Annotated in this window: 23 protein-coding genes; 15 read left to right on the forward strand and 8 right to left on the reverse strand. The window is 66.8% G+C overall.

What is annotated here, in order from left to right:
* The first annotated feature begins 123 nt into the window (after window positions 1-123).
* The 4 genes from MRBLST15_RS14900 (at window position 124) to MRBLST15_RS14915 (ending at window position 4,244) form a co-directional block, all read left to right on the forward strand.
* Complete coding sequence (locus tag MRBLST15_RS14900; RefSeq protein ID WP_312705465.1) at window positions 124-750, forward strand: response regulator transcription factor; 627 nt, start codon at window positions 124-126, stop codon at window positions 748-750.
* A 71-nt stretch (window positions 751-821) separates the two neighbouring features.
* Window positions 822-1,526 carry a RadC family protein gene (gene radC, locus MRBLST15_RS14905; RefSeq protein WP_265953122.1) on the forward strand — a complete coding sequence of 235 codons (705 nt, stop codon included), beginning with the start codon at window positions 822-824 and terminating at the stop codon, window positions 1,524-1,526.
* Between the two features lie 114 nt (window positions 1,527-1,640).
* Window positions 1,641-3,329 carry an arginine--tRNA ligase gene (gene argS, locus MRBLST15_RS14910; RefSeq protein ID WP_367786520.1) on the forward strand — a complete coding sequence of 563 codons (1,689 nt, stop codon included), beginning with the start codon at window positions 1,641-1,643 and terminating at the stop codon, window positions 3,327-3,329.
* A 21-nt stretch (window positions 3,330-3,350) separates the two neighbouring features.
* Complete coding sequence (locus MRBLST15_RS14915; RefSeq protein WP_367786522.1) at window positions 3,351-4,244, forward strand: SPOR domain-containing protein; 894 nt, start codon at window positions 3,351-3,353, stop codon at window positions 4,242-4,244.
* Window positions 4,245-4,377: 133 nt separating this feature from the next.
* On the opposite strand, the gene MRBLST15_RS14920 is transcribed toward MRBLST15_RS14915, so the two are convergent.
* Both MRBLST15_RS14920 and MRBLST15_RS14925 read right to left on the reverse strand, forming a co-directional pair.
* Complete coding sequence (locus MRBLST15_RS14920) at window positions 4,378-5,130, reverse strand: SDR family NAD(P)-dependent oxidoreductase (RefSeq protein WP_089241353.1); 753 nt, start codon at window positions 5,128-5,130, stop codon at window positions 4,378-4,380.
* An 88-nt stretch (window positions 5,131-5,218) separates the two neighbouring features.
* The gene (locus MRBLST15_RS14925; protein ID WP_265953119.1) at window positions 5,219-5,713 is read right to left on the reverse strand and encodes a hypothetical protein; all 495 of its coding nucleotides are present in this window, start codon (window positions 5,711-5,713) and stop codon (window positions 5,219-5,221) included.
* Window positions 5,714-5,798: 85 nt separating this feature from the next.
* On the opposite strand from MRBLST15_RS14925, the gene MRBLST15_RS14930 reads away from it, so the two are divergent.
* Window positions 5,799-6,266, forward strand: coding sequence for a DUF1456 family protein (locus tag MRBLST15_RS14930; protein WP_367786525.1), 468 nt, complete (start codon window positions 5,799-5,801; stop codon window positions 6,264-6,266).
* Here MRBLST15_RS14930 and MRBLST15_RS14935 read toward each other — a convergent pair.
* On the reverse strand, window positions 6,235-7,122 hold the full coding sequence (locus MRBLST15_RS14935) for a LysR family transcriptional regulator (RefSeq protein WP_367786527.1): 888 nt from the start codon (window positions 7,120-7,122) through the stop codon (window positions 6,235-6,237). The genes MRBLST15_RS14930 and MRBLST15_RS14935 overlap by 32 nt on opposite strands.
* A gap of 144 nt (window positions 7,123-7,266) precedes the next feature.
* Here MRBLST15_RS14935 and MRBLST15_RS14940 point away from each other — a divergent pair, with 144 nt between their 5' ends.
* Window positions 7,267-8,415 (forward strand): MFS transporter, encoded by a 1,149-nt coding sequence (locus tag MRBLST15_RS14940; protein WP_414716145.1) that lies wholly within the window; start codon window positions 7,267-7,269, stop codon window positions 8,413-8,415.
* Here MRBLST15_RS14940 and MRBLST15_RS14945 read toward each other — a convergent pair.
* Window positions 8,412-9,110, reverse strand: coding sequence for a TorF family putative porin (locus MRBLST15_RS14945; RefSeq protein ID WP_312705470.1), 699 nt, complete (start codon window positions 9,108-9,110; stop codon window positions 8,412-8,414). The two genes, MRBLST15_RS14940 and MRBLST15_RS14945, sit on opposite strands and share 4 nt — an antisense overlap.
* A 165-nt stretch (window positions 9,111-9,275) precedes the next feature.
* Between MRBLST15_RS14945 and MRBLST15_RS14950 the strand changes: the two genes are divergently transcribed.
* Window positions 9,276-9,665: a DUF6165 family protein gene (locus MRBLST15_RS14950; protein ID WP_312705471.1), complete on the forward strand. Its 390-nt coding sequence runs from the start codon at window positions 9,276-9,278 to the stop codon at window positions 9,663-9,665.
* Between the two features lie 9 nt (window positions 9,666-9,674).
* Here MRBLST15_RS14950 and MRBLST15_RS14955 read toward each other — a convergent pair whose 3' ends face one another.
* Window positions 9,675-10,352 (reverse strand): response regulator transcription factor, encoded by a 678-nt coding sequence (locus MRBLST15_RS14955; RefSeq protein WP_265953115.1) that lies wholly within the window; start codon window positions 10,350-10,352, stop codon window positions 9,675-9,677.
* A 191-nt stretch (window positions 10,353-10,543) separates the two neighbouring features.
* Window positions 10,544-11,116: an Ax21 family protein gene (locus tag MRBLST15_RS14960; protein ID WP_265953114.1), complete on the reverse strand. Its 573-nt coding sequence runs from the start codon at window positions 11,114-11,116 to the stop codon at window positions 10,544-10,546.
* A gap of 279 nt (window positions 11,117-11,395) precedes the next feature.
* Here MRBLST15_RS14960 and MRBLST15_RS14965 point away from each other — a divergent pair, with 279 nt between their 5' ends.
* Window positions 11,396-11,755, forward strand: a complete 360-nt coding sequence (locus MRBLST15_RS14965) for a DUF1428 domain-containing protein (RefSeq protein ID WP_312705472.1) — start codon at window positions 11,396-11,398, stop codon at window positions 11,753-11,755.
* Window positions 11,756-11,770: 15 nt separating this feature from the next.
* On the opposite strand, the gene MRBLST15_RS14970 is transcribed toward MRBLST15_RS14965, so the two are convergent.
* Both MRBLST15_RS14970 and MRBLST15_RS14975 read right to left on the reverse strand, forming a co-directional pair.
* Window positions 11,771-12,466, reverse strand: a complete 696-nt coding sequence (locus MRBLST15_RS14970) for a hypothetical protein (RefSeq protein ID WP_367786530.1) — start codon at window positions 12,464-12,466, stop codon at window positions 11,771-11,773.
* Window positions 12,467-12,603: 137 nt separating this feature from the next.
* A complete protein-coding gene (locus MRBLST15_RS14975; protein WP_312705474.1) occupies window positions 12,604-13,515 on the reverse strand; it encodes a histone in 912 nt (303 codons plus the stop codon).
* A 488-nt stretch (window positions 13,516-14,003) separates the two neighbouring features.
* On the opposite strand from MRBLST15_RS14975, the gene MRBLST15_RS14980 reads away from it, so the two are divergent.
* From MRBLST15_RS14980 to MRBLST15_RS15010, 7 genes are all read left to right on the forward strand, one after another.
* A complete protein-coding gene (locus MRBLST15_RS14980) occupies window positions 14,004-15,437 on the forward strand; it encodes a Do family serine endopeptidase (protein WP_099819644.1) in 1,434 nt (477 codons plus the stop codon).
* Window positions 15,438-15,539: 102 nt separating this feature from the next.
* Complete coding sequence (locus MRBLST15_RS14985; protein WP_025878359.1) at window positions 15,540-15,902, forward strand: hypothetical protein; 363 nt, start codon at window positions 15,540-15,542, stop codon at window positions 15,900-15,902.
* 8 nt (window positions 15,903-15,910) lie between these two features.
* Window positions 15,911-16,381, forward strand: a complete 471-nt coding sequence (locus MRBLST15_RS14990) for a phage holin family protein (protein WP_265952118.1) — start codon at window positions 15,911-15,913, stop codon at window positions 16,379-16,381.
* Window positions 16,378-16,833 carry a protein sip-5 gene (locus tag MRBLST15_RS14995; RefSeq protein WP_265952119.1) on the forward strand — a complete coding sequence of 152 codons (456 nt, stop codon included), beginning with the start codon at window positions 16,378-16,380 and terminating at the stop codon, window positions 16,831-16,833. The genes MRBLST15_RS14990 and MRBLST15_RS14995 overlap by 4 nt, the downstream gene beginning before the upstream one ends.
* A 67-nt stretch (window positions 16,834-16,900) precedes the next feature.
* On the forward strand, window positions 16,901-18,007 hold the full coding sequence (locus MRBLST15_RS15000; protein ID WP_100461931.1) for an AI-2E family transporter: 1,107 nt from the start codon (window positions 16,901-16,903) through the stop codon (window positions 18,005-18,007).
* Window positions 18,008-18,100: 93 nt separating this feature from the next.
* Window positions 18,101-18,568 carry a hypothetical protein gene (locus MRBLST15_RS15005; protein ID WP_346558826.1) on the forward strand — a complete coding sequence of 156 codons (468 nt, stop codon included), beginning with the start codon at window positions 18,101-18,103 and terminating at the stop codon, window positions 18,566-18,568.
* A gap of 68 nt (window positions 18,569-18,636) precedes the next feature.
* Complete coding sequence (locus MRBLST15_RS15010; protein WP_265952121.1) at window positions 18,637-19,365, forward strand: HAD family hydrolase; 729 nt, start codon at window positions 18,637-18,639, stop codon at window positions 19,363-19,365.
* Window position 19,366: the final 1 nt, after the last annotated feature.

Consider the following 19,366-nt stretch of genomic DNA (forward strand, 5'->3'; position numbering starts at 1 on the left):
CCCAAGGAGTTTTCCGGGTTTGCGGCGCTCCGTTTCGGAACTTTCCTATACCTCTTCGCGTCCCCTCTTTGCAGAATCGTCGCAGGCCACCTTGGTGCGCCGTTCGATTTCCCAGGAGTTCCCGTGCAACCGCGCATCATCATTGCCGACGACCATCCGGTCGTCCTGCACGGCATCCGAATCGTGCTTCAGCGACACCAGATGGAGGTGGCCGGTGCCGCTGCCGACGGTGCCGGACTGCTGCAGCTGCTGGTACAGCAGCCCTGCCATGCCGTACTCACCGACCTGTCCATGCCCGGTCCCGGCCCGGACGGCCCCGAACTGCTGGCCGTGCTGCGCCAACGCCATCCCGACCTTCCCGTGGTGGTGCTGACCGGGGCCCGGCACCCGGGGTTGCTCGATGGCCTGCTGCGCGATGGCGTACACGGTCTGGTCGACAAGAGCGCCGACTTCGCCGAACTACCGCAGGCCCTGCACGCCGCCATGGCGGGGCAGGTGTTCGTCTCCGATCAGCTGCGGCGCCACCTGCAGGCCCGCGACCTGCTGTTTCCCCATCCACCGGCCGCGTTGTCGACACGCGAACTGGAAGTGCTGCAACTGCTGACCGACGGGCTGAGCATCAATGCCATCGCCGAACGCGGCGGACGCAGCCCGAAGACGATCAGCCGGCAGAAGGCCGAAGCCATGCGCAAGCTGGGCCTGCAGACCAACCAGGAGCTGTACGACTACCTGCAGACCCGGCGCAACTGAGGACTCGGCCGACCCGCGGGTACGGCAAGGGCTTATGGGAGCGGTCGGCGATGATCGCCATGATGGGTGCCATGCCCATCCATGAATGGCCCGAAGAAGAGCGTCCCCGCGAAAAGCTGTTGGCCCGGGGCCCCACGTCACTGTCAGACGCCGAACTGCTGGCCCTGTTCCTGGGCTCGGGCATTGGCGGTCGGGATGCGGTACAGACCGCGCGCGATCTGCTGCTTGCCCACGGTCCATTGCGGGTGCTGCTGGACCGCCCCGCCCGCGAACTGTCGAAACTGCCCGGCCTGGGGCCGGCGCGCAGCTGTACGCTGGCCGCGGGGCTGGAGCTGGCCCATCGCTACCTGGCCGCTGAACTGCAGCAGGGCGAATCGGTCGGCAACAATCCTGCCGCCGTCGGCCGTTACCTGCAGCACCGCCTGCGCGGGCAGGCCCGCGAACTGTTCGTGGTGTTGTTCCTGGACAACCGCCACCGCCTGATCGCCTGCGAGGAACTGTTCGCCGGCACCATCAACGCAGCCCCGGTCTACCCCCGCGAAGTGGTGCGCAGAGCCCTGCTGCACAACGCCGCTGCGGTCATCCTCAGCCATAACCATCCCTCCGGCGACCCGGAACCCTCGGCCGCGGACGCTCAGATCACCGAGGAACTGCAGCGGGCCCTCGCCCTGGTCGACATCCGCCTGCTGGACCACTTCGTGGTGGGCGAGGGGCGTCCCGTTTCGTTTGCTGAACGAGGCCTTCTCCCGCCGCTTCAGGCTCGCCTGGTCGGATGATCCCCGCGGCAACAGGCGGCCACGCCCGCCCTGGCAGGCAGGCCCCGGTCAGCGTTGGGGCCGGCATCTGCGCTAAAATGGGCGATTCCGCCGCTCATTCTCACAGCAGGCCTCGTGAAAAATCTCCTCCGCGCCCTGATCAGCCAAGGCATCGAAGCCTTGCGCGCCAATGGCACCCTGCCCGTCGACTCCCTGCCGCCGGACTTCGTGGTCGAGCGCCCGAAGACCCGCGACCATGGCGACTTCGCCACCAACGCCGCGATGCTGCTGGCCAAAGCCGCGCGCAGCAATCCGCGCGCAGTGGCGCAGGCGCTGGTCGAGGCGCTGCCGCGCAGCGAAGACGTCAGCAAGGTCGAGATCGCCGGTCCTGGTTTCATCAATTTCCACCTGGCACCGGCCGCGTACCAGCGTGAAGCCGTCACCGTGATCAAGGAAGGCGCCGATTACGGCCGCAACCTGTCCGGCAATGGCCGCACGGTGGGCGTGGAGTATGTGTCGGCCAACCCGACCGGTCCGCTGCATGTCGGCCACGGCCGCGCTGCGGCCATCGGCGACTGCGTGGCACGCGTGCTCGATGCCAACGGCTGGAACGCCAAGCGCGAGTTCTACTACAACGATGCCGGCGTGCAGATCGAGAACCTGGCGCTGTCGACCCAGGCCCGGGTGAAGGGCATCGCTCCGGACCAGGAAGGCTGGCCGGAAGGCGGCTATCGCGGCGACTACATCGCCGACGTGGCGCGCGCCTACATGTCCGGCGCCAGCGTCGACCTGGAAGGCACCCTCGTGGTCGGTGCGAAGGACCCGGACGACATGCAGGCGATCCGTCGCTTCGCCGTGGCGTACCTGCGCAACGAGCAGAACCTGGACCTGGCCGCGTTCGGCGTGGATTTCGACATCTACTTCCTGGAAAGCTCGCTGTACGCCGATGGCAAGGTTGCCGAGGCAGTGGCCAAGCTGCAGGCGTCGGGCCACACCTATGAAGAAGGCGGCGCGCTGTGGCTGCGCAGCACCGATTTTGGTGACGACAAGGACCGCGTGATGCGCAAGTCCGACGGCACCTTCACCTACTTCGTGCCGGACGTGGCCTACCACCTGTCGAAGTGGCAGCGCGGCTACGAGCGCGCGATCACCGAGCTGGGCGCGGACCACCACGGTTCGCTGGCGCGCGTGCGTGCCGGCCTGCAGGCGATGGAAGTGGGCATCCCGCAGGGCTGGCCGGAATACGTGCTGCACCAGATGGTGACCGTCATGCGCGGCGGCGAGGAAGTGAAGCTGTCCAAGCGTGCCGGCAGCTACTTCACCCTGCGCGACCTGATCGAAGAAGCCGGCCGCGACGCGACCCGCTGGTTCCTGATCGCGCGCAAGCCCGATTCGCAGCTGACCTTCGACATCGACCTGGCCCGCCAGCAGAGCAACGACAACCCGGTGTTCTACGTGCAGTACGCGCATGCCCGCGTCTGCAGCCTGCTGCGCCAGGCGCAGGAGAAGGGTCTGGTCTACGAACAGGGCACCGGCCTGTCCAACCTGGGCCGCCTGGCCGATGACGCATCGCTGGCCCTGATGAACGAGATCTCGCGTTATCCGGAAGTGGTGGAAGCGGCCGGCGTGGCGCTGGAGCCGCACCTGGTCGCGCAGTACCTGCGCGAATTGGCGCACGCGTTCCACACGTGGTATCACGGGACGCCGGTGCTGGTGGACGACGCGACCGATCGCAATGCCAAGTTGACCCTGGCCTGCGCGGCGCGCCAGGTACTGGCCAACGGCCTCGACCTCCTGGGCGTTTCCGCCCCGGAAAAAATGTAAGTCTCAGGAGACGCAGTAGACATGGCAGCACGACGCGGCAAGACACAGGCTCGGCGCAACAGCAGCCAAGGCACGCCCGGATGGGTGTGGCTGGTTGCCGGCGTGGCGATCGCCGCCGTGGTGTTCCTGGCGGCGCCGAACCTGTTCAAGGGCGAGGGCGATGGCTTCCTGCGCGCCGGTCCGCAGCCGAACCCGAACGCGCAGCCGGCGCCGGTGGCCGATGGCGAAAGCGATGTCGGCACCCAGCCGGCCGCACAGCCGGCCACGCCGAAACCGGCCGAACCGGAAAAGCCGGCCGCCACCCAGTACGACTTCTACACCTTGCTGCCGGGCAAGGAAGTTGAGATGTCCGATGCCGAACTGGCCGCCAGCGCGCGTGCCGAAGACCAGCGCCGGGCCAAGGCCGAAGCGCAGCGCGCGCAGGCAGCACTGGAAGGCAAGCCGGTACCCGCGGTTGCGGCCACCGCACCTGCAGCGACCGCGAGCGTTGCCAGCACCGCGCCGGTGACCGCCACCAGCCGTCCACTGCCGACCCCGGTCAGTGAACGCCCGGCGGCAGCGACGCCAGCGGCCGGTACCACCGCGCCGGCCAGCACCAGCACCGTTGCTGCCGCTCCTGCGGCACGCAGCGAAGCCGCGCCGGCCGCCGCCAGCGCTGCGGCAGCCCCGGCACCGGCCGACAATGCCCGCTACATCCTGCAGGCAGGTGCATTCGGCGCTTCCGGCGATGCCGAAGCAACCAAGGCCAAGCTGGCGATGATGGGCCTGGCCGCACGCGTGGAGTCGGCGCAGATCAACGGCAAGACCGTGTACCGCGTACGCATGGGGCCGTATGGCAGCGCCGGTGAGCTTTCCGAAGCCAAGCAGAAGCTGGATGGCACCGGCCTGCAGGCGATGGCGATCAAGGCACAGTAAGTCTGCGGGCATGAACGAAAAAGCCGGGCATTGCCCGGCTTTTTTTTTGCCTGTAGAGCCGAGCCAACGCTCGGCTGATCGTCCATCAAGCCGAGCATCAGCTCGGCTTTACAGAACGCATCCAGGGCGCGGATCAGCCCTCGCGGGCAACCTGGAAGCCGGCGAACGACTGGCTGACCGGCATCAGTTCCAGGCGATTGATGTTCAGGTGCGGCGGCAGGCTCGCTACCCAGAAGATCTGCTCGGCGATGTCCTCGGCGGTCATCGGGTTGGCGCCGGTGTACAGCTTGTCCGAGGCGACCTGGTCGCCATGGGTGCGGACCACGGTGAACTCGGTTTCGGCCATGCCCGGCTCGATGGTGGTCACCCGCACGCCGGTACCGTGCAGGTCCGAACGCAGGCCCAGCGAGAACTGGCTGACGAAGGCCTTGGTGCCGCCATAGGCATTGCCGCCCGGATACGGATAGACACCGGCCACCGACGAAATGTTGATGATGGCGCCCTTGCGCTCCACCAGCTGCGGCAACAGGCGATGGGTCAGGGTGACCAGCGCGGTGATGTTGGTGTCGATCATCGTCGTCCAGTCCTTCAGGCTGGCGCTCTGCGCCGGCGCGGTGCCCTGGGCGAGACCGGCATTGTTGACCAGCAGGTCGATGTCACCGAAGGCCGGCGGCAGTGCCAGCAGCGCCGCTTCCATCGCGATCGGATCACGCACGTCGAACACGGCCGCGTGCACCACCTCCTTGCCGTAACGCTCGACCAGCGGCTGCAGGCGCTCGCTGCGACGGCCGGTGGCGATCACTTTCCAGCCCGCCTGGGCGAAGCGGTGGACGGCAGCGGCGCCGAAGCCGGAGGTGGCGCCGGTAATCAGGACGGTTCGGGTCATCAGACAACTCCGTGGGAAACCAGACCGCCATTCTGGCACCGTCGGTCCACGGCTGCGTTGCCTGATCGGCCCGCTGCGTCGCGCGCGGTCAGCGCAGGCGGAACACGCGTGCCTTCGGCAGGTCTTCGTCAACCTGCAGGAACCAGCGCCCCGCGATACCCGGGATCACCTCGATCTGCGGCGCCTGCAGGGTCTTGCGCAGCTTCATCTGGCCCTTCATCACCTGCCACTGCTGGCCGTTGTCGAGGGTGAACACCGTGCCCGGCTCCCAGCCCGCAACGTCGCCGACCACGCGGGCGCTGACCGGGCCCTCTTCCAGGCCCAGGTGCATGGCCGCCGGGGCGGGAACGTTGGCCGGCAAGGGTGCGCCGGTGCTGGCGGCTATCGGCGCGCGCGTGGGGGCGGGCGTCGACGCCTCGGCCTCGCGCAGCACGCGGTTCAGGGTCTGCAGCTGGGTCGCGTCCAGGCCCACTTCAGCCAGCTGGGCCGCGCTGAGACGCTGCTCCACGGGCACGAAACGGTCCTGGGCGGTGGCGGCGAAGCTGCTGGCGACCAGCAGAACGGAAAGGAGATACCGGCGCATCGGGAAGAGTCTCTGCAGAACAGCGCTCACGATGCTGCAATCCGGTGACAGTCCGGTTACAGCCGCCGGGCCGGTACAATGGGCCATGATCAATAACGATGTGCTGCGCAGCGTGCGCTACTCCCTGGACCTCGGCGACCACCACGTGGTGACCCTGTGCCAGATGGCCGATCCGGCGTTCGAGGTGGATGTCGAGCAGGCCAAGGCCTGGCTGCTGCGTGAAGACGAGCCGGGCTTCCAGCCGATGAGCGACAGTGCGCTGGCGCACTTCCTTGATGGCCTGATCCTGCACCTGCGCGGTCAGGATGAGGGCCAGGCCCCGCGCGCGGTGGAAACCCGCATCGACAACAATCTGGTGCTGAAGAAGCTGCGCGTGGCCTTCCAGCTGCGCGATGTCGACATGATGGAGATCTTCACCAGCATCGGCTTCAATGTCTCCAAATCCGAACTCGGCGCGCTGTTCCGCCAGCCCGGCCACAAGAACTATCGGCGCTGCCTGGACCAGATGCTGCGCAACTTCCTCAAGGGCCTGAGCCTGCACCTGCGCGGCTGAGCACGGCATCGACGAAGGCGCGTGCGGCTGGCGTCGGCAGGCGCTGCCAGATCAGATGTACGTGCCGGGTCGGGGTCGGTTGCAGCGGCACCTGCACCACCCCTTCGAAACCGTCGGCGATCCGCACCGGCACGATGCCCACCGCCAGGCCGTGGCGGACGAAGCGCTCGACCAGTTCCATCAGGTTGACCTCGAAACGCACCTGATGCGGCAGGCCCGCTGCGGCGAACGCATCATCGGTCTGCCGGCGCGCGCCGGTCCCCCGCGGGAAATCGACCAGGGCCTCATCCTGCAGCGCCGCCAACGGCAACCGGAGCCGCGTGGCCAGCCGATGCTGCGGTGACAGCACGGCCACCAGATCCTCTTCCTGCAGCATCTGGTGGCAGACGCCTTCAAGATCGGCCGACGGTGCCAGCCCCACCAGCGCCACGTCCAATGCACGTGACTGCACCTGCTCCAGCAGGGTCTCGCTCTTGTCCACCCGCAACTGGAATTCGACCTGCGGATGCTGCTGCTGGAAGGCCGCCAGCATCGCGACCACGTCGATGCCGGTCAGCGACGAGATCTGCCCGATCGCCAGCAGCCCGCGCACCTCACCACTGACGGCGGCGACGTCGGCACGCAGGTGGCGCAGGCTGGCCAGTACCTGCCGCGCGTGCACCAGCAACGCTTCGCCCGCGGCCGTAGCACGCACCTGGCGCGGCAGCCGCTCGAACAACACCGTGCCCAGTTCCTGCTCCAGATGGGCGATCTGATGGCTCAGGGCAGACTGCACCACGTGGCAGCGCGCGGCCGCACGGGTGAAGTTGCCTTCTTCCGCCAGGGCCACGGCGAACTCGAGCTGCTTGAGGTTCACGCCAGTATCTCAATTCCAGATGACAGGGATGATGATGATTCATTTCCATCATGCCCGCAGCAGGCGGACACTGTACTGCCCTGTTTCACGGAACATCGCGTGTCCCCTTCCCTTCCTCCCCTGCAGCGTTGGCAGATCCTGTTGATGGCGGTCGCCACCGGCGTCGCGGTAGCCAGCAATTACTACGCGCAGCCGTTGCTGCATACCATCGCCGATGCCTTCGGCGTGCCGTTCGGCCAGGTCGGCATGGTGGTGACCGCTGCCCAGTTGAGCTACGCCGCCGGCCTGATCCTGCTGGTGCCGTTGGGTGATCTGTTCGAGCGCCGCCGGCTGATCGTGGTGATGACGTTGTTGTCGGCCAGCGGACTGGTGATCAGCGCATGCGCGCCGTCGTTGCCGTGGCTGCTGGCCGGAACCGCGATCACCGGGTTGTTCTCGGTGGTGGCGCAGGTACTGGTGCCGTTCGCCGCTACCCTGGCCGCGCCGGAGCATCGCGGCCGTGTGGTCGGCACCCTGATGAGCGGACTGCTGCTGGGCATCCTGCTGGCACGCACCGTGGCCGGGCTGCTGTCGAGCCTGGGCGACTGGCGCCTGGTCTATGCGATCGCTGCAGGTACGCTGGTGCTGACCGCGCTGGCCCTGCAGCGCGGCCTGCCGCGCTTCCACCACACCGCCGGGCTGGGCTATTTCGCGTTGCTGCGTTCGATCGGCACGTTGTTCCTGCAGGAACCGGTGCTGCGCCAGCGCACGCTGCTCGGTGCCTGCAGCTTTGCGATGTTCGCGATCTTCTGGACACCGTTGGCCTTCCTGCTGGCGCAGCCGCCGTATGCCTACAGCGACGCCACCATCGGCCTGTTCGGCCTGGTGGGAGCCGCCGGCACCCTGGCTGCCGGCCTGGCCGGGCGCATGTCCGACCGTGGCCAGACCGGTCGAGCCACGGCCATTGCGCTGGTGCTGTTGCTGCTGTCCTGGCTGCCGCTGGGGCTGTCGGCGCACTCGCTGCTGGCGCTGCTGATCGGCGTGGTGGTGCTGGACCTGGCCGCGCAGCTGCTGCATGTCAGCAACCAGAACCTGATCTACGCGCTGCAGCCGGAGGCACGCAATCGCCTCAATGCCGGTTACATGACCGGCTATTTCATCGGTGGCTCGCTGGGCTCGCTGCTGTCGGCGCAGGTCTACCAGCGCTTCGGCTGGACCGGTGTGTGCGTGGCCGGTACCGCGGTGGCGGTACTGGCCCTGCTGGTGTGGCTGCCCTCCGCCTGGCGCACCCGCCAGGCAACATCGGCCGACTAGAAGCTGCCCTGCAGCGCCAGCTCCCAGCGTCCACCCGCATTGCCCGGGAACAACCGTTTGGCGGCGCTGTCGGTGTCATGCACGGTGGCGCGCAGTTCCCAGGCCGGCGTCAACGTGGCGATGGCACTGAGCTGGCCATGCAGGTAGTCCGGCCCCTGTGCGGTGGCCAGCCAGTACTGCCCCACCGCTGCTTCCAAGCGCACGCGCTCGTTCAACGGTACCCGCACGCCCAGCTGCGCGTAGGTGCCGCGATGGCCGCCGGCCAGGGCATCGTTGGAGTGGGCAACCTGCAGCCAGGCGCGTTGCTTCCAGGTGGTGGTGACATTGAGTTCGGTCCAGTCCAGGGCGCGGCCGGTGCCCGGATAGACATACCGGGTGAGGTTCGCATCCAGGCTCCAGTCCGGCGACAGCGCGCCGGACCAGCCGGCGACCAGATCGAACTCGCTGCGCGCACCGTTGTCCGGCATGAACGAGACATTCGAGCCCCACGCGCTCGCATACCAGCCCGAACCCACCGTCACCTTTGCCCCCACCTGCGCGGCCGGATCGCCGTCGCTCTGCGAGCTGCCGCGCCACACATAGTCGCTGGTCAATGCCGCCGTGCCACTCACCTGCACCTGCGCCTGCACGCTGCCGGCGCACAGCAGCCCCGCCAGTGCGGCCGCGCTGGCCACGATCATCCCCTTGCTCTTCACTGCACTCACTTCCTCGTCGAAGGCGGTCTGTCCGCCGGGACGGCAGTGTCGACGGCATGGCCGTAACGGTTCGATGGCGATGCCGCCGTGCCAGCGCAAATTCAGCGTAAATCCGCGCCGCGGTGAGCGCGGTATCATGCGGGCCTATTTCCAGGAACCAATCCCGTGGACGCCATCCTGACCCCGGTATCGATCGGCGAGCTGATCGACAAGATCACCATTCTCGAGATCAAGGCCGAGCGCATCGACGACGCAACCAAGCTGGCCAACGTGCGCACCGAGCTTGACGGCCTGCTGCCGCTGCTGCAGCTGCAGCTTGACGCGCAGCCGGCACTGGCCGCGCTGAAGACGCAGCTGAAGGCCATCAACGAGCGCATGTGGGAGATCCAGGACCAGCTGCGCGACAAGGAAGCGGCGCAGGTGTTCGACGAGGCGTTCATCCAGCTGGCGCGCGGCGTGTACGGCACCAATGGCGAACGCGTGCAGGTGAAGAACGAGATCAACCGTGTCGCCGGTTCGGCGCTGGTCGAGGAAAAGCAGTACCAGGGCGAGTAAGCGCGCCCGTCAGCCGCACTCGAGCAGGTGGCGGATGCGGAACAGTTCGACATCGCTGCGGATGCCAAGCTTCTGGTAGGCCGTCTTCTTCTGCGTGCTGATCGTGCTGGCCGAGCGCTGGAAGCGCCGGGCCACTTCGCCGGTGCTGCACCCTTGCAGCACCAACCGCAGCACTTCACGTTCACGCTGGCTCAGTGGCGCCAGGGTGGGCGCCGACATGCGTCGCGAGCGTGATCGATTCAGCTGGGTGCGCAGATCCGGGGGCACGAAACGCCCCCCGCGGGCCACCACGTCCACCGCGCGCAGCAGCATTTCCGGTGTGGTCGCCTTGGACAGGAAACCGCGGGCGCCGGCCTGCATCGCCGTGGCCACGGTGCTGGCATTGCAGTGTGCCGACAGCACCAGTATCGGCACGCTGGGCCAGCGTCTGGACAACCCGCGCAGCAGCTGCAGGCCATCGCCAAGATCCCCAAGCGGAAGTGCATCGATCACCAGCAGGTCAACGCAGCCGGGTTCGCTTTCCAGCAGTTGCAACAGGTCACGTTCGTTGGCGTAGCTGCCCCGCACGTGCACGCCGTTCTGCTGGCGCAGCAACACCTCCACCCCCAGCCGCAGCACCGGATGCGGATCCAGTAGTGCCAGATGGCGCGGCCGATCAGGGAGCAACGGTGGGAGTACGGGCGGCATAGCGGTGTATCCGGCAGCACGGGATATCCACCGTAGGCCGCCACCGGCAGTGGCGGAATCCAATTCATTGCAATGCAACATGAGCCGTGCATCGCAGTCAGACTCTGTTTTGATTCCTGCACAACGCAACAGGCCCGGCAATGCCGGGCCTGTTGCAGCATGAACGGCGAGCGGGGGCGCCGTAGATGCAATTACCAGCTGAAGCGCGGGCCGACGGTGTATTCCTTGTCGCCGTGACGGTTCATCTTCAGCTCGCCGTTCAGGCCCCAGTTCTGGTTCAGCTTGACCTGGCCACCCAGACGGCCGTACCACTGGCTGTCGATGTCGATGCCGTGCTTCTTCGAGTAGTCTTCGTAACCGACCAGGCCGTAGACCTCAGCGTGGGCGCCGAACGCGGTACGGATACCGGCTTCAGCGCTGTAGCCGTTGAAATCCAGGCCGTGCTTGCGGTCGAACTTCTGGTAGGCAACGCGGGCAACGAAGTCGGTCGACGGAGCGATTTCGACGTTGTAACCGGCACCGACCTTCCACTGGTCAACCTTGATGTTGGTGTGGTCGACTTCCTGACGGCTGTACTCGCCGAAAGCATGGAAGTTCGGCAGGAAGCCGTAGGAACCCTTCACGCCCCAGCCATCAGCCTTGATGCCGTCAACGTCGGTCTTGGCGTAGTCAGCCTCGGCGTAGTTGTAGGACAGGTTCTCAGCAGCCGAAGCGGTGAACGGCAGGGCAGCGGCCAGAGCCAGAGCAATCAGCGAATTCTTCATGGGGGTACACCTTTTACTTTCTTATGGTGTGCAGCAGCGCCAGGGCGCCATCGCATCGGGAATGTAAATTCTCCGTTATTCGCCACAACGCTCCCTGAAAACAGCGGTCTTCGCATTGCTGAATTTTTTGCATTGATTCAGCAAGGCTCAGGCATACGCGCGCGGTGCGCGCACGCGCTTCGATTCGACGGTGGGGTAGACGATGTCGATTTCCCGCGCCCTGCAGCGTCGACTCAATGAAGGCCGTGCACCTGGCACGGTCCATTCCGGAGGCAAGCGATGAGCTACATCGATGGTTTCGTACTGGCAGTGCCTACCGCCAACAAGGAGAAGTTCCTCGCCCATGCACGTGCAGGTGATCCCGTTTTCATTGAATACGGCGCGCTGCGTGTGGTCGAGTGCTGGGGCGATGACGTGCCGCACGGCAAGACCACCGACTTCTTCGGCGCGGTGAAAGCCACGGCGGAGGAAACGGTGGTGTTTTCCTGGATCGAGTGGCCGGACAAGGCCACCCGCGATGCAGGCATGCAGAAAATGATGGAGGACCCGCGGTTGGACCCGGCGAAGAATCCCATGCCGTTCGACGGTGCGCGGATGATCTACGGCGGATTCGAGCCGATCTTCGAACTCAAGCACTGACCCGGGCGGGCGTCCTCAGCGGGCGCCCGCTTCATCCTCACCGGCCGCATGGCCCGCACCCAGCGCAGCACCTGCGCCAACACCCAGCCCGCCCATTCCGGCGCCCATGCCGCCGCCACCGCCACCGCCACCGGTGCGACCTCCCTTGCCTTCGCCTTCGTTGCGGCCCTTGCCACTTCCGCCCCCGCTGCCCGCAGGGCGGGTGGGCCCTTGGCGCGGGATCTCCAGGTCGGCCGGCACCGGCGCAAGGTCCAGCGCTTCGCGGACGAAGTCGCGCAGCGAGATCACCAGTTCGTGTGTGTGCACCGCACGCCCCTGTGCCAGTTCACTGGCAGCGCGCGCGGCCAGCCGTACCTGCTCGTCGGTGCCCAGCAGCAGGATGTCCGACAAGGCCGCTTCGACCGCGTCGCGGATGCGCCTTGCCCGATCCGAGCCCGGCTCGGCGATGCCTTCTTCGTGGGCGCGCTGGCGCAGGTCACGCAGATGGGCCGGGTCGACCCCCAGCTCACCGGTGAAGGAACCGCCCAGCGTCTTGTAGGCCGCCATCAAGGTACGCAGCCGCTCGTTGATCTGGCGGTTCTCGCGTTCGCGGCGCTGCTGCAGGGTCTGCATCACCAGCAGGCGGATTCCCACGCCGAGCAGGGTGATCAGAACCAGCCCGGCCAGGGTGGACAGCACGCCCTGCCAGGAACTGAAATCGATACCGCGCATGGTCACAGCTCCTGCGGAAGACCTTCATCTTGCCCCAGCCTGCGGCCGCAGATCCACGTCAGGCGCGGATGAGCGCCCCCGAAAACGCAGAAGGCCCTCCCGCCCGATGAGCGGAAGGGCCTTCGAACCACGCGCGATTACTTGCGCTTGGCAGCCTTGCGCACGGCCTTCTTGGCCGGAGCCTTCTTGGCCACGGCCTTCTTCAGCGGTGCAGCCTTCTTGGCCACGGTCTTGCGGGTAGCGGCGACCTTCTTGCCGACAACCTTCTTGGCGACGGCGGTCTTCTTGCCGACGACCTTCTTGGCAGCGGCAGTCTTCTTGCCGACAACCTTCTTCGCAGCGACGGTCTTCTTGCCGACAACCTTCTTGGCAGCGACGGTCTTCTTGCCGACAACCTTCTTGGCGGCGACGGTCTTCTTGCCGACGACCTTCTTGGCAGCGACGGTCTTCTTGCCGGCGACCTTCTTGCCGACAACCTTCTTGGCGGCCACAGTCTTCTTGGCTACAGCCTTCTTGGCGGTCGCAACCTTCTTGCCGACAACCTTCTTGCCGACAACCTTCTTGGCAGCAGCGGTCTTCTTGGCCACAGCCTTCTTGGCGGTCGCAACCTTCTTGGTGGCGGCCTTCTTCACGGTGGCGACCTTCTTACCGGCAGCCTTGGTGGTCTTCTTGGCAGCAGCAGCCTTCTTGGTCACGGTCTTGCCGGCAGCCGCCTTCTTCTTGGCCACTTCCTTCTTCAGGGCAGCCGCTTCGGCCTTGGCGTTCTTCTTGGCCGCTTCCAGCTTCTTCTTGGCGTTGGCAACGGTCTTGCCGACCGACTTGGCGGCCTTCTCGGCCTTCTTGGCAACGGTCTTCTCGACCTTGGCCACGACCTTCTTGGCCTTGGCGACGCGGGTGGTGGCAGCCTTGCGGGCGCGCTTGACGGTCTTCTTGACCGACTTCACTGCGTCTTCGGCGGCGTGGGCGATGGTCTCGCCGACGTTGGTGGCGGTTTCTTTCACGTTCTCGACGGCGTCGGTCACGACCGACACACCATTACCGTTGCTCATGTTGCCCTCCTAGGGGCCTGGATTGTCAAAACGGGGCGATGCTATACCGACAATGGCTATCGTGGAACGGGCATGGCCAGTCAATCGCATCCGGTGCGACGCAACTGATGTAAGCGATAGCGACGGCTGACGCGCCGCGCAGTCAGGAAACCCCTTTTTTTAAGCAGTGTGCTGCGCGACCTGCCTGCTGCCGGCATGCCGATGCTGGCCTGGCAGCAGCAACACGTCCACGCCGCGATGAGCGTCACTGCAAGGTCAGGATGCGCGGAACTGCGCAAGTATCGCGGTGTGTCACGGCACCGTCCGCTTGCCTTGCGACGCTCGCTTGCGGCTGTCGCGATCGACGTTACGGCACGCGCGGCACCTTCCCGGCGCCCTCGGCACGGGTCGGATTTTCATGGGGCATTTATCCAGATCGCGACACACTCATTCAGCTTGTTCTACCGTATGCGTCAACGGCCCCCACCCCAGCCTGCGAACCGACTCCCATGCGACCGCTTCCCACCCTGCTTACGCTCGCAATCGCCGCTGCCTTCGGCGGCTTCGTTGCCACCGGCCTCAACGCGCACCTGGACAACCGTGCCGATGCCGCTCCGCTGCCGGCGGTACTGCCCACCACCGCAGCGCTGCCAGCATCGGTCGCCGGGCAGGCGGTGCCATCGCTTGCGCCGATGCTGGAAAAAGCCATGCCGGCGGTGGTCAGCGTCAACACCAAGCAGGTGGTGCGGGTACGCAACCCGTTCTTCAACGACCCGTTCTTCCGCCGCCTGTTCCCGGACATTCCGCAGGAGCGGATCAACGAATCGCTCGGTTCGGGCGTCATCATCGATGCCACCGAAGGCCTGGTGCTGACCAACCACCACGTCATCGACAATGCCGATGACGTGCAGGTGACACTGGCCGATGGGCGCACGGTCAAGGCCGAATTCCTCGGCTCGGACCGCGACACCGACATCGCGCTGATCCGCATTCCGGCGCAGAACCTGACCGACATCAAGCTGGGCAACAGCGACCAGCTGCGGGTGGGCGACTTCGTGGTCGCCATCGGCAATCCGTTCGGTTTCAGCCAGACGGTCACCTCGGGCATCGTCTCGGCGGTAGGCCGCAGTGGCATCCGCGGGCTGGGCTACCAGAACTTCATCCAGACCGATGCATCGATCAATCCGGGCAACTCCGGTGGCGCGCTGGTCAACCTGCAGGGCCAGCTGGTGGGCATCAACACCGCCAGCTTCAATCCGCAGGGCAGCATGGCCGGCAACATCGGCCTGGGCCTGGCGATTCCATCGAACCTGGCCCGCAGCGTGGTCGACCAGCTGGTCAAGCATGGCGTGGTGGTGCGCGGCACGCTGGGTATCGAAAGCCAGAACCTGAGCGCGCAGATCGCGCAAGGCCTGGGCCTGGGCGAAACCCGTGGCGCACTGGTGACCCGCGTGCTGGCCGGTTCGGCCGGTGCCGCCGCAGGGCTGAAGCCGGGCGACGTGGTGGTCTCGGCCAACGGCCAGCGGGTGGACAGTGCCGAAGCACTGCACAACGTGGAAGGCCTGGCGGCGGTGGGCAGCGTGCTGACCCTCGACGTCCGCCGCGAAGGCAAGCCGCTGCAGATCAAGGCAACGCTGAAGGAACAGGCGCGCGTGGTCAGCGGCGAGAGCCTGGACCCGCGCCTGACCGGTGCCAGCTTCGTCGACCTGCCCGAATCGCTGCGCCAGTCCGGCGTGGGCGGGGTGCTGGTCAGCGAGGTCAAGCGCGGCAGCCGCGCGGCGACCAATGGCCTGCAGCAGGGCGACATCATCACCGATGCCACGGTTGGCGAATTCGCCGACCTGGCCAGCTGGCGCGCCAATTTCCAGCAGCGCCCGCCAACCCTGGTGCTGCGCGTGCTGCGCAACAATGGCCAGCAGCAGGGCCAGTTGGTGATGCGGTGATCGCCTGGCCGTAACGCCCCCTATACCCCCGTGATGCTATTGCTGTATGTCCAGGTCGGCTGAGCCGATCGCCCGTTCCCCCATCGCAACAGGAGTGATTCGATGAGCCCCACCAATACCGAAAACCTGAAGGACCACCTGGGTGAAGCCGGTTCCCACCTGAAGCAGGCCGCCAGCGCTGCCGGCGGTGCGATCAAGGGCGCTACCGGTGCCGCGACTGACGAACTGCGCATCGGCAAGGCCAACGTCAAGGCTGAACTGTCCGACAGCGCGCTGTCGGGCCTGGCTGCCGCCGAGTTCGGTGGTGCCGCCGCCAAGGAACAGGTCGACGCACTGATGGACAAGGGCAAGGACCTGATCGACAGCGCCGCTGAACTGATCCGCGAACGTCCGCTGGCCTCGTTCGGCGTGGCCTTCGCTACCGGCTGGATCATCGCCAAGCTGGCCCGCGGCAGCGACAAGTAAGCTGCGGCGTGAGCGAAGACACCACGCAACGTCCTGATCCGGCGGCCACGCCGCCGTTGGACGAGAGCATCCGCCAGGTCGGCGCTGCCGGCCGGGCGACCGTCGATTCGGCCAAGCACTCGCTGCGTTCGCTGCGCCGGTTGGCGTCGGCGGACTTCGCGCTTGCACGCAGCGCATTCGGGCGTGCATTGGCCTGGGCCGGCGTCGCCATCGTGTTCGGCGCCTCGGCCTGGTTGTTGATGGCCGCCACCCTGATCGCCCTGCTGCAGAGCCTCGGCCTGAGCTGGCTGCAGGCGCTGCTGATCACCTCGTTGCTGAGCCTGGCCGTCACCGGCTATGCGATCTGGCGGGTTTCGTACTTCTTCCACCACACCGGCATGCACGCCACCCGGCGCCAGTTGTCCCGCTTGGGCCTGTTCGATGAGCCCAGCGATGATGATCCCGATGCCGGCGTGCAGATTCCGGAGGGCAAGCCATGAAGTTCGGTGCACTGCAGCGGCGGGTAAAGCGCTGCGAACAGGTGATGGCCGTGCGCATTGGCGAAACCCAGGACAACTGGGGCGTGCTCAGCCAGGTCTGGCGACAGGGCTGGTCGCCACTGCGCATCGTGCTGGTGGGCCTGGCGGGAGGTTTCATTGCCGGCAAGCTGGAGGTTCCTGGCAAGGTCAACGGTGCGCGTTGGCTGCAGATGGTGGGTTCGGTGTCCAGCCTGTTCGCCAGCGCGCAGGCCGCGTTCGCCACCGTGGTGGCGGCGCAGGCGGCGGAAACCGCGGACGACGCCGCCGACCAGGCGGATGAGGCCACCGAGCAGCCGGCGCCCGCAGCTGCACGGCCGGCAGCAAGACCGGCAGCGCAGCCGGCGCCCTCGGTCGACACCGAGCTGCGTGGGCCGCGTCCGGCCGAAGCGGCCACCGAGATGTCCGAACGTTGATGATCCTTACCCGCCGCGTTGATCGCGGCGGGTCGATAATGGGCTTCTTTTCCCGGTCGGTATGTCGATGAGCGAGTCCCTGTTGTCCCCGTCGTCGCCTGCGCCGGACGCCCCCGCACCGCTGCCTCCCGCCTCCCGCCCACGTGGCCCGATGTCGCTGGTGATACTGGCGACCCTCGCCGTGGCGTTCACCCTGTGGGCGGCACAGGACATCATCCTGCCGGTCCTGCTGGCGATGTTCTTCGCCCTGGTCGGCAACCCGATCCTGCGCCTGCTGCAGAAGCTGTGGATTCCGCGCGCCCTTGGCGCCCTGCTGGTGCTGGGCGCCGGACTGGGCGTGACCGGCGCCTTGGCGGTGCAGCTGATCGGCCCGGCGATGGACTGGGCACAGGAAGCACCGCAGCAGCTGCGCAAGGTCGCGCGCCAGGTGCAGGACCTGACCAAGCCGGTGCAGCAGGCCAACCAGGCGGCGGAGAATTTCGCGCGCGTGGCCGGTGGCGACGGCAACCGCAAGGTGCAGGTGATCCGCACCCAGCTGGACGACCCCTACCGCATGCTGACGCGCGCGCCGCGGCTGGCCGCCTCGGTGCTGGCCGTGGTGCTGCTGACATTGTTCTTCATGATCTACGGCCAGAGCCTGCAGCGCGCGGCGATCGCCCTGTTCCCGAACCGGCAGCAGCAGCGCTTCACCAGCGACATCCTGCGCTCGATCGAACATGAGGTATCGCGCTATGTATTGACCATCAGCGTGATCAACACCGTGGTCGGCCTGCTGTTGGCCGGCGTGCTGATGCTGCTGGGCATCGGCCTGCAGGAAGCACTGCTGTGGGGCACCGTGGCAGCGCTGTTGAACTTCGCCCCCTATGTCGGCCCGCTGCTCGGCGTCGCGTTGATGCTGCTGATGGGCTTCGTCGAGTTCCGCGACCCGCTGCAGGCGCTGCTGCCTGCGGCCGCCTACCTGACCCTGCATACCCTTGAAGGGCAGCTGGTGACGCCGATCGTGCTTGGCCGGCAGATGAAACTGTCACCACTGGTGCTGATCCTGGCACTGATGGTGTTCGGCTGGGCCTGGGGCATGATCGGCCTGCTGCTGGCGGTGCCACTGCTGGTGTGCATCAAGCTGGTGCTGGCACGACTGGAGGGCATGCAGGGCTGGGCGCGCTTGCTGGAGTGAGCCGGCCAAGGCAGTCATCGCGCCGATGGCAGGGCCGGAAACAAGGGCAGAACTGGCAGAATAGTCCCCCTTTTTTCGGATGGATCCGTTCGGATGACCTCGTTCGCCACGCGCTGCCTCGCCCTTGCCTGCCTTGCCACCCCTGCTTTCGCCGCGACGCCACCGGCAATCGAGCAGGCGCGTGCCCAGCTGGTCGAAGCGGTCACCTGCCAGCGCCACCTCAGCCCCAAGCAGTTCGAAACGATCGCCCAGTTGCTGGCGCCGCCGCCGCTGCGGGCGGAAAACGGGGAGTCCAGCGGTGAGTTCCTGTTGACCACGCCGCTGATGGTGCTGGGCCAGCCAGTGAACCGGCTGCAGGCGTATGACGGCGACAGCGGCGAGGATGGCGTCGACAGTTTCACCGCGTACTTCAGCACCGCCAGCGTCGAACAGATCGCGGCACTGGCGAAGCTGTCCGACCCAGTGGCGGGCAGCTACACGCGGGAAGTGGGCCGGCACAACCTGGATGTGCGGCGGTTCGACGGCCAGACCACCATCAGCTGCTCCTACGACCTGCGCTGACGCACCCTGCAGCGCCCCCTGCCCGTCGCGCGCATGAAAGCGCGCGCGGGCAGGCGTAGAATGGCGGGGTGAAATTTCCTGTCCTTGCCATCACCCTCGACCTCGACGATACGCTGTGGCCGTTCGCTCCGATCGGCGCCCGCATCGACCAGGTCCTGTTCGACTGGATGCGTGAACACAGCCCCGCCACCGCCGCGATGTATCCGGTGGCGGCCATGCGCGAACTGCGCGAGCGCTCGTTCCGCGACAACCCCCACCTGCATTTCGACCTGAGCGCGCTGCGCCGGCTGACAATCCAGGAGGCGCTGGAAAACAGTGGCGCCAGCCTGGATCTTCTGGAACCGGCGTATGAAGTGTTCTACGCCGCGCGCAACCAGGTGGAGTGCTACCCCGATGCGCTCGACGCCCTGGCGCGGATCGCCGCGCGGGTGCCGGTGGCCGCGTTGAGCAACGGCAACGCCGACCTGGAACGGATCGGCCTGGCCCACCACTTCAGCTTCCAGCTGGGCGCGCGCGAGCATGGCGCGGCCAAGCCCGAAGCGAGCATTTTCCACGCTGCCTGCGAGCGCCTGGGCGTCGCCCCGGCGCAGGTGCTGCACGTGGGCGACCACGTCGAGATGGACGTGGCCGGCGCGATGGCTGCCGGCCTGCGCGGCTGCTGGATCAACCGCGAAGCGGCCACCTGGAACCATCCGCAGCTGCAACCTGACCTGCAGTTCGACACCCTCACCGGCCTGGCCGATTGGCTCGATGCCAACCTCGACGCCGCCGACGCTGACGAATCCCGGAGTACCTGAC

The sequence above is a fragment of the Stenotrophomonas sp. LST15-1-1.1 genome, assembly GCF_040815575.1.
In the GTDB taxonomy this organism is placed as follows: Bacteria; Pseudomonadota; Gammaproteobacteria; order Xanthomonadales; family Xanthomonadaceae; genus Stenotrophomonas; species Stenotrophomonas lactitubi_B.